Source organism: Bacillus swezeyi, from assembly GCF_030908325.1.
In the GTDB taxonomy this organism is placed as follows: Bacteria; Bacillota; Bacilli; order Bacillales; family Bacillaceae; genus Bacillus; species Bacillus swezeyi.
The window spans coordinates 4,161,106-4,173,930 of record NZ_CP133085.1 but is presented as its reverse complement, the minus strand read 5'-3'; the positions used below and the strand labels follow the sequence as shown (position 1 = coordinate 4,173,930).

General features: G+C 43.3%; 14 protein-coding genes. 11 read left to right on the top strand and 3 right to left on the bottom strand.

The features are described 5' to 3' along the window. Positions 1–139: 139 nt before the first annotated feature. The 5 genes from RBH91_RS20910 (at position 140) to RBH91_RS20890 (ending at position 4,743) form a co-directional block, all read left to right on the top strand. Positions 140–427 carry a hypothetical protein gene (locus RBH91_RS20910; protein WP_307892805.1) on the top strand — a complete coding sequence of 96 codons (288 nt, stop codon included), beginning with the start codon at positions 140–142 and terminating at the stop codon, positions 425–427. A 42-nt stretch (positions 428–469) separates the two neighbouring features. Then, entirely contained in the window at positions 470–1,300 is an 831-nt protein-coding gene (locus tag RBH91_RS20905) for a PRD domain-containing protein (protein ID WP_307892804.1), read from the top strand. A 246-nt stretch (positions 1,301–1,546) separates the two neighbouring features. Next, positions 1,547–2,929, top strand: coding sequence for a sucrose-specific PTS transporter subunit IIBC (locus tag RBH91_RS20900; RefSeq protein WP_307892803.1), 1,383 nt, complete (start codon positions 1,547–1,549; stop codon positions 2,927–2,929). 15 nt (positions 2,930–2,944) lie between these two features. Further along, positions 2,945–4,381, top strand: coding sequence for a sucrose-6-phosphate hydrolase (locus RBH91_RS20895; protein WP_307892802.1), 1,437 nt, complete (start codon positions 2,945–2,947; stop codon positions 4,379–4,381). Between the two features lie 89 nt (positions 4,382–4,470). Further along, positions 4,471–4,743 carry a hypothetical protein gene (locus RBH91_RS20890; protein WP_307892801.1) on the top strand — a complete coding sequence of 91 codons (273 nt, stop codon included), beginning with the start codon at positions 4,471–4,473 and terminating at the stop codon, positions 4,741–4,743. Between the two features lie 41 nt (positions 4,744–4,784). Here RBH91_RS20890 and RBH91_RS20885 read toward each other — a convergent pair whose 3' ends face one another. After that, positions 4,785–5,597, bottom strand: a complete 813-nt coding sequence (locus tag RBH91_RS20885; RefSeq protein ID WP_307892800.1) for a bifunctional hydroxymethylpyrimidine kinase/phosphomethylpyrimidine kinase — start codon at positions 5,595–5,597, stop codon at positions 4,785–4,787. A gap of 171 nt (positions 5,598–5,768) precedes the next feature. Next, positions 5,769–6,449, bottom strand: coding sequence for a DUF421 domain-containing protein (locus tag RBH91_RS20880; protein ID WP_076759480.1), 681 nt, complete (start codon positions 6,447–6,449; stop codon positions 5,769–5,771). Positions 6,450–6,688: 239 nt separating this feature from the next. On the opposite strand from RBH91_RS20880, the gene RBH91_RS20875 reads away from it, so the two are divergent. Further along, entirely contained in the window at positions 6,689–7,507 is an 819-nt protein-coding gene (locus tag RBH91_RS20875; RefSeq protein WP_076759478.1) for a glycosyltransferase family 2 protein, read from the top strand. 14 nt (positions 7,508–7,521) lie between these two features. Continuing rightward, positions 7,522–8,199, top strand: coding sequence for a uracil-DNA glycosylase (locus tag RBH91_RS20870; RefSeq protein WP_307892799.1), 678 nt, complete (start codon positions 7,522–7,524; stop codon positions 8,197–8,199). Between the two features lie 67 nt (positions 8,200–8,266). On the opposite strand, the gene RBH91_RS20865 is transcribed toward RBH91_RS20870, so the two are convergent. Beyond that, positions 8,267–9,649, bottom strand: coding sequence for an aldehyde dehydrogenase (locus RBH91_RS20865; protein WP_307892798.1), 1,383 nt, complete (start codon positions 9,647–9,649; stop codon positions 8,267–8,269). Between the two features lie 282 nt (positions 9,650–9,931). Between RBH91_RS20865 and RBH91_RS20860 the strand changes: the two genes are divergently transcribed. From RBH91_RS20860 to RBH91_RS20845, 4 genes are all read left to right on the top strand, one after another. Next, positions 9,932–10,237 (top strand): YwdI family protein, encoded by a 306-nt coding sequence (locus RBH91_RS20860; RefSeq protein ID WP_148956955.1) that lies wholly within the window; start codon positions 9,932–9,934, stop codon positions 10,235–10,237. 38 nt (positions 10,238–10,275) lie between these two features. Beyond that, positions 10,276–11,577 carry a purine/pyrimidine permease gene (locus tag RBH91_RS20855; RefSeq protein WP_307892797.1) on the top strand — a complete coding sequence of 434 codons (1,302 nt, stop codon included), beginning with the start codon at positions 10,276–10,278 and terminating at the stop codon, positions 11,575–11,577. A 65-nt stretch (positions 11,578–11,642) separates the two neighbouring features. After that, a complete protein-coding gene (locus RBH91_RS20850; protein WP_076759470.1) occupies positions 11,643–12,014 on the top strand; it encodes a DUF423 domain-containing protein in 372 nt (123 codons plus the stop codon). A 169-nt stretch (positions 12,015–12,183) separates the two neighbouring features. Further along, entirely contained in the window at positions 12,184–12,825 is a 642-nt protein-coding gene (locus tag RBH91_RS20845) for a response regulator transcription factor (RefSeq protein ID WP_307892796.1), read from the top strand.

Sequence of the window (12,825 nt, the reverse complement as noted above, 5' to 3'; positions counted from 1 at the left end):
TTTTCAACAAAACTTCTAAAAACTAGAATCATTTTGCACACACATTGTGACAAACATTTTCATTTTACTGCGATAAGATAGAGCCAGAAAGTTTAATAGACTTGCTAGGTTTTAAAAATTTGAAATTGGAGGGATTTGTGTGAAAGGCTTTATCTCATTTATGAAATTATGGGCAGCCGTGCTGCTGAATTGGGTGATGCCTGTCAGAGAGAGTCAGGTGAAGGCTTTAACTTCAGCTGGCATTACATATCAACAAGCTGGAGCTTTTTCTGGCGGCTTTTCTGAAGCGGTTGTGGAGAAAGAAGAACGGTCTTCAAAATATCAGAGAGAGAGGATTGGCGGTTTGCGGAAAGATAGAATTCAGGAGGGCTGTAAAAAAGCGGTGAAAAGGGTGAGAGCCGGACCCGCACTTTACATGTGCGCATAAACAAGGTAAAATCCCACTCATAATGGGAAGTGGGTGAAAGCCTTGAAAATCTATAAAGTATTAAACAACAATGCAGCAATCATAAAGGAGGAGGATCAGGAGAAAATTGTCATGGGGCCTGGAATCGCTTTTCAAAAAGGTAAAAATGACACCATCTTGAGAAATAAGGTAGAGAAGATTTTTACCATTCATGAAGAAAATGAAAAGTTTAAACAAATCCTCGAAACACTTCCGGAAGAACATATTGAAGTTGCCGAAGAGATTATCAGCTATGCGGAAGGGCAGCTGTCCGCACCGCTGAGCGATCATATCCACATCGCCCTTGTGGATCATTTATCATTTGCAATTGAACGAATCCGCAAAGGATTTGTTGTTCAAAATAAATTATTAAATGAAATTAAAGCGCTTTATAAAAAAGAATATGAGATCGGACTCTGGGCAATCGATTTAATCAAAGAAAAATTGGATATCGATTTGCCTGATGATGAAGCGGGTTATATCGCACTGCATATTCATACCGCAAAAATGGATGCGGAAAACATGCAGAAAACGCTGAAATACACGAACATCATCAAAGAACTGATAGAAAAAATCGAATGCTGCTTCAATCAGAAGATTGATGAAAACAGCATCTCATATCAGCGTCTTGTCACACATCTGAGGTATGCAATCAATCGGCTGGAATCAAATGAAGCGTTTCACGTAATGGACGATGACATGCTTTATTTCATCCAGCAAAAGTATCCTGAATCATACCGATGTGCGGCAGGGCTGGCGGATTACGTAAAAACTGAATATGACCTTCATCTTCCGGAATCAGAAGTCGGATATATTACGCTGCATGTCCAGCGTTTAAATGATTCCTATAGGTAATACCGCCTGATAACGCGCGATCAGGCTTTTTTTAGATCAATTTTCACAGAAAATGAAAAAAACAGTTGACGAAAGCGTTATCACATAATAAAATGAAAGCGTATTAAAAATAAATACCGGGGATTGTGACTGGTAAAGCAGGCAAGACCTAAAATTTGCTTATATGAATGGGGATCTTTAGTCCCGAATTCATTGGTGAATTTTAGGTCTTTTCTGCTTTTTTTTAAACAAAAAGGAGGAGTCATCATGAATCACAAAGAAATTGCCGAACGTCTCATTCAGCTACTTGGCGGAGAAGATAACATCATCAGCGCTGCACATTGTGCGACGAGGCTGCGTTTAGTGATAAAGGACGAAGCGAAGATCGACCAAGAAAAGGTTGAAGGGCTTGAAGGCGTCAAAGGAGCTTTTTCCAGCTCAGGTCAATACCAGATTATTTTTGGGACAGGGCTTGTCAATAAAGTGTATGAACAGTTTGCCAAAGAACTGAATCTTGATCAAAAAGAAACAGTTCAGCACAGTGAAGCTGCAAAGGGTAAAATGAATCCTTTAGCACGGTTTGCGAAAACGCTGTCAAATATTTTTGTACCGATTATTCCGGCAATTGTTGCAAGCGGTTTATTGATGGGTCTGTTGGGAATGATGAAGGCGTTTAATTGGGTCGACCCTGACGCAGCACTATATATCATGCTCGATATGTTCTCAAGTGCGGCATTTATTATCCTTCCGATCTTGATCGGTGTCAGTGCTGCGAAAGAATTTGGCAGCAATCCTTATTTAGGTGCTGTTCTCGGAGGGATTTTAATTCACCCGAGCTTGTTCAATCCTTGGGGGTTGGCAACTGCGTCACCAGATGTGATGAATTTTTACGGTCTCAATATTGAGATGCTTGGCTATCAAGGAACCGTTGTTCCCATTTTGCTTGCCGTGTATGTGATGAGTAAAATCGAAAAAGGAGTAAGAAAGATCGTTCCAAATGCGATCGATCTTTTAGTAACACCATTTGTAACCATTATTTCAACAGGATTCATTGCGTTTATTGCGATTGGTCCTTTAGGAAGACTGCTTGGTACAGGGATCACAAACGTCTTAACTTCTGTGTATGATTTTGCTGGACCTGTCGCTGGACTTGTATTTGGAGGGACTTACTCGCTTATCGTTTTAACTGGTGTTCATCATAGTTTCCATGCGATTGAGGCCGGCCTTATCGCTGATATCGGACGAAACTACTTGCTTCCGATCTGGTCTATGGCCAATGTCGCGCAAGGCGGAGCTGGGCTTGCCGTATTCTTTATGGCAAAACGTGCGAAAACAAAAGAAATTGCTTTACCTGCTGCTTTCTCAGCATTCCTGGGCATTACTGAACCTGTTATTTTCGGTGTCAATCTCCGTTACCGCAAGCCGTTTATCGCCGCAATGGCGGGGGGAGCACTAGGTGCAGCATATGTTGTCTTTATGAATGTTGCTGCAAATGCCTACGGTTTGACAGGAATTCCGATGATTGCGATTGTCGCTCCGCTCGGAATGGGCAACCTCATCAATTATTTAATCGGAATGGCCATTGCCGTTTTTGTTGCCTTTATCACAGCCTTTTTCTTAGGTATTAAAGAAGACGAGAAAAAGAGCTAATGGAGGGTTAATATCATGAATCAAGATCAAGAACTTCGCGAGAAAGCGATGAATCGGGTTAAGGAATATCAGGATATTGTCAACCTTGACCCCTACCGGCTGTATTATCATATCATGCCTCCTGTCGGACTGCTGAATGATCCAAACGGATTCATTCAGTGGAAAGGGGTTTACCATCTGTTTTATCAGTGGATGCCTTTTAAAACAGGACATGGGGCAAAGTTTTGGGGTCATTATTCCTCTGAAGACCTTGTCAACTGGCGTCACGAAGAGATCGCCCTCACACCGAGCGACTGGTATGACAAAAACGGATGCTACTCAGGGAGTGCGGTTGCTGAAAACGATCTGCTGCACGTTTTCTACACAGGAAATGTCAGGGATGAAGAGGGCGGCCGTGAAACCTACCAATGCCTCGCCGTTTCCAAGGATGGCATCTCTTTTGAAAAGCAGGGGGTTGTCGCAAGGCTTCCCGAAGGGTACACGGCTCATTTCCGCGATCCGAAGGTTTGGAAAAAGAACGGGCGCTGGTATATGGTGCTCGGCGCACAGACAGAACGCCTTGAAGGCCGGGCGGTTCTATTTACTTCAACGAACCTGAAGGAATGGTCATTCCTTGGAGACATTACCGGTTCAAATACAGAACAGCTCGATGAATTTGGATATATGTGGGAATGTCCGGATATGATATCGCTTGGCGGCAAAGATGTCTTGATTGTCTGCCCGCAAGGTTTAAAAGCGGAAGGCTTCCATTATCAAAACGCTCATCAGTCGGGATATTTTGTAGGAGAATTAGATGAGCGGAAACCAGAGTTTAAGCATGGAGAATTTGAAGAGCTTGACCGGGGTTTTGATTTTTATGCGCCTCAGACAACAAAGGACGAATCAGGCCGGCGGATTTTAGTTGCCTGGATGGGCGTCCCTGATCAGAATGAACAGCATCACCCGACAATTCCGAACCAATGGGTTCATTGCATGACATTGCCCAGGGAATTAACTTTAAACAATGACAAGCTGATTCAAAAACCGATTCAAGAGCTCAGAACGCTGCGCCGAGATGAAAAAAATACTAAAGTCTCACTTCATCAAGCTGCCGAAAAGCTGGACATCGACCATCCTGAAAAAACAGAGTTGTTCATCACCCCGCAATTGATTGAAGAAGGGTTTGAGGTTTCCTTTAGAGGGGCGGCCCGCCTGATATACAACAAAGCGGACGGTACTCTCACACTGGAAAGAAACAGCTGTGTTGATGAAAGTACGGAAGTAAGGCATTGCCGTTTGAATGAGCTTCGGGATTTAAACATCTTCTTAGATTCGTCTTCGATTGAAATTTTCGTCAATGGCGGGGAAGAAGTATTTTCTGCGCGATATTTTCCTTACCCGGGAAATAATCATGTTTGGATCAGCGCCAGAAAAGAGATCATAATAAATGTAACTTCCTGGACGATGTCTTAAAGGGGAAACCAGCCTCTTCCTATTTCCTGTACAATCCCTTTATGATATGCTTTTTTTAGATACTTTGCAGTTGTAAAGGGGTTGTTTTTTTGGATCAAGATCATCAGAAGTTGACAGTAATGGAGCTAAAAAAAATAGCAGATCATATTGAGGATACGAGGGAAGAGTATCGTGATTTGCTCCTTCAGGTGAAGAAGCTGATCAACGACATTGAAGATAAAACAATTCCGAATGATGAACAAGTGCAAAAAAAGCTTTCAAACACTTATGAACAAATGAAAGAATACGCTCTTTTTGTTGAATCAATTGAGTCTTTTTTAAGATCCTCGGCCAGAAATCTAAAAACAAAACGGGAAAGCTGAAAGACCCCTTTTACTTAAAAAGTGAAAGGGGTTCTTTTTGCTCACTTGCCGCTAATCCGCCAAGCGGAGTGTTTCGTCGGTCCGATGTATTCATTTAAACGGAACGATTCGCGGATCGCCTCCGTTATAAATTCTTTCGCTGAATAAATGGCCTTCTTCACACTGGAGCCTTTGGCGAGTTCAGCCGTGATGGCCGCAGAGTAAGTGCAGCCCGCTCCATGGGTATAAGGAGTATCAATTCTTTCCCCTTCTAAGACTTCGGCATCTTGGCCGTCAAATAAAACGTCGACTGCATGTTTATGTTCGAGTTTGCCGCCGCCTGTAATGAGGACATGTTTGGCGCCAAGGCCATGAATGGCTTTAGCCGCTTCCTTCATTTGTTCAACGGTTTTAATTTCGCCGAGGCCGCTGAGCTGGCCAGCCTCAAAAAGGTTTGGCGTAATAACGGTAGCAAGAGGGGCCAGAAGTTCCCGCAAAGCCTTCGCATGTTCCGGATACAGCACTTCGTTTGCTCCTTTGCATACCATGACAGGGTCGATGACGACATTTTTCATGTTGTGCTCTTTGATCGTTTTTGCCGCAAGCTCAATAATGTCAACGGTTGGAAGCATTCCCGTTTTCATCGCATTAACTCCGATTCCGTCCACGATGGTAGACAGCTGGGCGCGAATAACTTCTGTATCAACTGGGAATACCTGATGGTTCCAATTGTTTTCAGGGTCCATGGCGACGACAACCGTGAGGGCCGTCATTCCGTATACGTTCTTTTCCTGGAATGTTTTTAAATCTGCCTGAATCCCGGCACCTCCGCTTGAGTCAGAGCCGGCAATTGTCAGCGCTTTGTGCATTGTCATGTTCAGTCAATCCTCCACCATAAGAGATTCCATCCATAGATTGGTTTAGTTTTTATTATAGACAGCTTTTCATATGATCACAAATCATGGATACCAGGTTTCATTTATTCCAAGGTTTGCAATAGACTTGATTATTTGGCTGAATTGTACTGCGGATGATCAGCTGTATCCTTATTTGAAAGTTTGTACTAAAAGTCCGTCGCCTTCCAACCATTCAGCTAAAAAAATATTTTGATAGTCAGGTGAAACACCTTGAGATTTGATTTGCGATTTTAACCAAGCTTCAGTAAAGTCTAGATCATTTAATTCCTCCCATAGGACTTTGCCGTCTCGTATTAGAGTGACTGGTACATGAACGGGTTGTAAAGGCATATTGAAGTCTTCCTGAGTTGTTTTTTGATATTTTGACTTTTTTAAGATGCTGATTGAACCATTAGCCTCTAAATAACAAAAAGCGACTTCCCGAATCGAAAACGTTTCACTTTGCCTAAGCAAGCTTTGCAATTGGTTGATATTCATTCGGTTTTTTTTCAGTTCTTCACGATCGACTTTCCCATTTTTAATAAGAGCAGACGGCTTTCCCTCGAATAATCTGCGAAAAGATAGAAACTTTTGTGTAAGAAATTCGGTCGCAAAGAGTAAGAGACCCCATAACGCCATTGAGTAAATGACATAAAAAACGCCGGTTTGACTGTCGTATAATGCATTTCCCAGCAATTCCCCCAACACAACAGATGCGATAAAAGTGAAGGGTGTAATCTGATCGATGATTTTCTTGCCGACAAATTTGATGATGATAAAAAGAAATATAAATCCTGTTATCAGTTCAATCGTAAGATCGATGATTTTCATATATTGAAATACCCCAATCTGCTCTGCTAATGATTAACTTTTATATTTCCAATTGTTTATTCATTTCATACCTAATCCTTTTTAGCTCGCTTGGATAGCATCATATTTCATACTAAATATCCATTTAAGTAAAAAATGAGGAAATTTTAAAATGTCCTACTTTGGTTCATATCAAATTGTTCGTTTTGTGATTTATAATGGGAAAAGAAATGATGTAAGAAGGAGCGCATATTGCAAACATGAAGATATCGATCGTAATCGTAACTCACAATCGGATTCCCGCTTTGTGTGAATTGCTTGAATCCATTGCAAAACAGTCCATGAAACCATTTGAAGTCATCATCGTAAATGATGCGGGCGAGAAAGTCGACATTGTTCAGCGGCTTTATTCCGACCTGCCGATCAAGGTGCTCCATCTCGATGAAAATGTGAAACATGTGAAAGCGAGAAATATAGGGGTGAAAGAAGCATCAGGAGATGTTATTATGCTGTGTGATGATGATGATTTTTTCACTCCGTGTCATATGGAAAGAATGGCAAAGGCGCTGGAAACGGCTGATTTTGTATATTCAGATGCTGAAATTGTCTCTTTTGATGAAAAAGAAGATACAAGGATTCCGAAAAACAGGCACCTTTTTGCCTACTCTTTTGATTTGAAGGAAATGAGAAAATTTTCTACATATGTTCCTTCTGGAAGCATGTATAAACGTTTGCTTCATAGTGAAATCGGCTATTTTGATCCGGATGTGCACAATTATTGGGACTGGGACTTTTTCCTGCGTGCAGCTGAACAGTTTACAGTGAAAAGGGTTCCTGCCGCAAGCGTGATATATGCTTTTTCACAGCAAGGGGACAATCAATCCAGCGACCTTGGCGGCAAGAGACAGTATTATTTGGATGTCTTGAGTGAAAAGCATCAGCTTGGAAAGCTGCCGACGAAAAATTTTTTTGTGCTTCTTGAAGAACCTGCAATGAGGAAGAGGGAAGCGGAAAGTAACATTGTATGGGACGGCAAGCCTGTCGTCTCAAGACTTGTTCACGAACGCCAATTTCATTAAAGGAGGCTTAACCGTTGAAACAGATTTTGAATGACAGCTGGTGGGGACAGCTGGAAAATGAGTTTGAAAAGCCCTATTATCAAGAGCTTAGAGAAATGCTGAAAAGAGAGTATGCGGAGAACACCGTATATCCCGAGCCAAACGATATTTACAATGCTTTGCATTACACTTCCTATGAAAAGGTCAAAGTCGTCATCCTTGGACAGGACCCGTACCACGGGCCGGGACAGGCGCATGGCTTGAGTTTTTCCGTAAAACCTGGAGTGAATCAGCCGCCTTCTCTAAAAAATATTTTCATAGAATTGCAAAATGATATTGGAGCTGATATACCCAATCATGGTTCGCTGGTCAGCTGGGCCAAACAAGGCGTCCTGCTGTTAAACACCGTTCTGACTGTCAGGCGGGGACAGGCGAATTCCCATAAAGGAAAAGGCTGGGAGCAGCTGACGGACAGTGTCATTGATGTTTTAAACAAGAGAGAAAAACCGGTTGTCTTTATTCTTTGGGGACGGCACGCTCAAATGAAAAAAGAGAGAATCGATACTTCAAAGCATTTCATTATCCAGTCGCCTCACCCAAGTCCTTTTTCGGCTAGAAACGGATTTTTCGGAAGCAGGCCGTTCTCAAAGGCAAATCAATACTTGGAAAAAATCCATGAAGAGCCGATCGACTGGACGATTCCTAACATGTGAAATCTGGAGAACCGCTAAAGCTTAGCGGTTCTCAGCTTGTTTAGGAATGTAAAGGAGCGCTGGAAATTTATTTTAGCAGTTTTTTGATAATCCTCAGTCCGTTCTTAGATGAGGGGTAACGGAATGAAACATCAAACCGGTTCGTCTGTTTTACAATGCTTTTTTCGTGGGAAAATGTTTTAAAACTGTTATGGCCGTGGTAATTTCCGATTCCGCTTTCACCCACGCCTCCGAATGGCAAATACGGAGTAGCCGCATGCATCAGCGTATCATTTATACACCCGCCGCCAAAAGAAATTCGGCTGATGACCTGCCGCTTTACCGATTTGTCATTCGTAAACAAATAGAGAGCAAGCGGTTTTGGCCGGCTCTGAACCAGATCAATGACATCTTCGATTGTTTCATACCCGATAACAGGTAAGATTGGTCCGAAAATTTCCTCCTGCATGACAGGGGACTCCCAATCCGCTTCATCAATAATGGCCGGTGCAATTTTGAGTGTGTCCTTGTGATATGTTCCCCCGGTCACTACATTTTCATTGTGGAGCAAGCGGATTAAACGCTCAAAATGCCGTTCATTCACGATTTTTCCGTATGCCGGATTGTTTTCCGGCGCATTGCCGAAGAACCGCTGAATCGCTTGCTTTAAGGCTTGAAGCAGCTCGCGTTTTATATCTTTGTGAACGAGCAGATAGTCAGGTGCAATGCACGTCTGTCCGGCATTTGTCAACTTGCCGAAGACGATCCTTGCAGCCGCCAGTTTTAAATCGGCATCCTTGTGAACAATGCAGGGGCTTTTTCCGCCGAGTTCGAGCGTGACGGGAATCAGCTGCTTGGCAGCGGCTTCCATGATAACTTTGCCGACGGGAACGCTTCCTGTAAAAAAAATATAGTCAAAAGGCTGCCGCAAAAGCTCTTGGTTGGCTTCAATCCCTCCTTCAATAACAGTTGTACATTCAAGCGGAAACGCTTCCTTGATGATTTTGGATAAGACGCCTGAGACTGAGGGAGCCAGCTCAGATGGCTTGACAACGGCTGTATTTCCCGCCGCAAGAGCGCCGATCAGCGGCGAAACGGCAAGCTGAAACGGATAGTTCCACGGTGCGATGATCAAGACTGTTCCATAGGGCTCGGGAATGATCATGCTTTTTGAACCGATGTGAGAAAGAGCGGTTTTCGCTTTTTTCGGCTTTGCCCACTTTTTTAACCGTTTGCTGATGAAGCGGATCTCTTCCAATACAATGCCGATTTCCGTCATATAAGCTTCATGCTCTGATTTATTGAGGTCTTTGTGCAGAGCCTCGAGAATGTCATGCTCATATTTTTTCAATGAATGTCTAAGGATGTCGAGCTGTTGAAGACGTTTTTTTATATCGAGCGTTTCCCCGCTTGAAAAATATTGTTTTTGTTTAGCGATGATCGCTTCGATTCGATTTGTACACTCTGCCATGCTCTGTTTCCTTTCATTTTTAGAAATAGAGGCTGCTTTTTAAGCCAAGTTTTTTTCATTATGTGTGAAGGCTTGTTCCGCTGTCAACTTCTCAACCTGCAAGAAAAAAGGATTTTCATGCCGTTTAGTGGGCGGTTTCTTTGTTTTGTAAACGGCAGACAAGCATGGTCTGTATGGAAAAGAAACTTTTCAGGGACTAAAATAGAAAAGTGTATTCAGCATGAGAGAATGGAATTTGTTAAAATGAAATGGAAATCGAATACGGTTTGGAGGATCGAATTGATGAACATACATATATCAAGCTTGCTACAGAAGATGGAGGATGAATTAAAAAGGGCGAAGGAATGCCATCAGGAGAACGATTTAAAAATGCACGTTGCGGTCATTCGCTCCCTTTGCGATGTCATCGTTGAGCCGCAGAGTCCGGCCGTTCAGTCTTCCCCATATGTTCAAACGACAAAAAAGCCTTCGAGCGACCAGTTGATGCTGGAAAAAATGATGGGATCCGCCGGGGCGGAACAATATCAAAAAAAAGAGAAACAAAAACATGATGAAGACGGCAACGGAGACTCAATTTTTGATTTCTAGGAGCCGTTTGCTTTTTTGAAAAAGAGAGGTTGATGAACTTGAAACTGCTTTTTGGGGCTTTACAATGGACGGCATTTATTATTGCGTCTGCTATCGTGGTGCCCATTGCGATCGGGCAGTCGTTTGAGCTGAATCAGGCGGAAACGGCAGGACTGATTCAAAGCACGTTTTTCGTGTTGGGCACAACCGCCTTTATCCAATGCTTGATGGGGCATCGTTTGCCGATTAATGAGAGTCCGGCCGGGCTTTGGTGGGGAGTATATACGATTTATGCGGGGCTTACAGGAACTGTATTCGCAGCTTATGCTGAGACCCTGCAGGCGCTTCAAGGGGCAATGCTGCTGAGCGCGGTATTCTTTTTTATCTTTAGCCTATTTAAGATTATTGACAAGCTGGCAGTGATGTTTACACCAGTGGTGACGGGGATTTACTTACTGCTTTTGGTTATTCAATTAAGCGAACCGATTGTAAAAGGAATCATGGGGATCGGCTACCGGAAAAACGAGATGGATGTTCCCGTCTTTTTGCTTGCGTGTGTTATTATGCTGGCAACGTTTCTGATGAGCAGGTCGAACGTTCCGTTTCTTAAGCAATATTCGATTTTAATCGCACTGTTTGGCGGCTGGATCTTATTCGCCGTTTTTGGAGCTGCAAAGCTGCCGGTACACACCGATGAGCTATTTCATTTGCCTGATATCTTTCCTTTCGGGGTTCCGCTGTTTGACAGCGGATTAGTTGTCACTTCTTTGTTTATTACAGTTTTATTAATTGTCAATATGCTGGCCAGCATTCGGGTGGTCGAAGGAGCCGTTAAGCAGTTTGAGAAGCTGGAAGAAAGAAAGCGGGCTCGACCGGCGGGGTTCATCGCCTCTGTCAGCCATTTGCTAAGCGGCCTTCTTGGAGCCGTAGGAACGGTGCCGATTTCTGGAGCGGCCGGTTTTATTCAGACGACGAGAATTTCCTCGAAAAAACCGTTTTTATTGGGGAGTCTCATCGTCATTTTGATCAGCTTTTTTCCGTTTGTCATGAACGCGTTTGCAAGCCTCCCGTCCCCGGTCGGCTTTGCCGTTAATTTCGTTGTGTTCTCGACGATGGTTGGGATGGCATTTTCCGAATTTGACTCTTATGGCAAGAGTGAGGCCGGCCGTGTCCGCTTTGTCATAGGAATTGCGCTGCTTGCCGGGGTCGGTGTCATGTTTGTTCCTGAAAGCGCCCTGGAAGGCATGCATCCCGTTTTTGTTTCCATTTTGAGCAATGGACTTGTATTAGGGACGATCATTGCGATTGCGGCCGAACAAATGCAGCTTAGAAAAAAGAAATTTGACAAAATCGTGTCATGATGCTGTGAAAGTTGAAATCTTGAGCGTGTACGATATGATGAGTAGAGAAAGGCGGGCGATTGATCATGAAATTATTTTTAATTTTAGGTTCTATAAATGCAATGCTTGCAGTTGCTTTAGGGGCATTCGGGGCCCATGGGCTTGAAGGGAAGATTCCGGAAAAGTATCTTCAAATCTGGCAGACCGGCGTACAGTATCATATGTACCATGCGCTCGGATTAATTGCCGTCGCCCTCATTGCGGGCAAACTTACTGGCGCGGGAAGTGTAACAGCTGCGGGCTGGCTGATGTTCGCAGGTATTATCTTGTTTTCCGGCAGCTTATATGTCCTCAGCCTCACGCAAATCAGCGTCCTCGGCGCCATCACTCCGCTGGGAGGCGTAGCGTTCATCGCGGCATGGATCATGGTTGCCGTATCCGCGGTCAAATACTTATAAATATATGTTTTAAATCCAATCCGGTTAGAAGGATTGGATTTTTTATTTTAACGGATACCGTTTCATGATAAATTTAATGGTATTAACAAGTGCGGAGACCCGGCTCAGCATTTTGATATTAGGGAAGGGATGTGCACGTGCGGAGCACCCGATCTCCGCTTAAAAAGCAATGAAAATCAATGTGATCATAGCGGATGACAATTCATTCATAAGAGAAGGCATGAAAATTATATTGAGTACGTACGATGAATTTGAAGTATTGGAAACGGTCGAGGATGGCCGCCAAGCTGTTGATTACTGTAGCGCCCATCATGTGGACATCGCATTGCTGGATGTCCGCATGCCGAATATGAATGGGGTTGAAGCTGCGAAGCTGATTTCCGGACAAACGGGGGCAGCGCCGTTAATCTTAACGACGTTTGATGATGATGAATATATTTTGGCGGCTATACAGAACGGTGCGAAAGGCTATTTGTTGAAAAATACCGAACCGGAACGAATCAGGGATGCGATTAAAAGCGTATATCACGGCCATATTGTCATGCAGGATGCTGTGCTTGACAAAATTAAATCAAATTTAAAAGAAAATAAAGAGCCGGAACTCAAGGTTGACCGAAGCCTATTTACTGAAAGAGAACTCGACATTATGGGGTTTATCGCCAAAGGGCTTTCAAATAAAGAGATTTCAAAAGAGCTCTTTATATCAGAAGGAACGATTGCAAACTATATTTCATCGATTTTGGGAAAAACGGGGCTGGATCATCGGACGCAAATTGCCATCTACTACTTAACGGGAAAAACAAACTTTTAA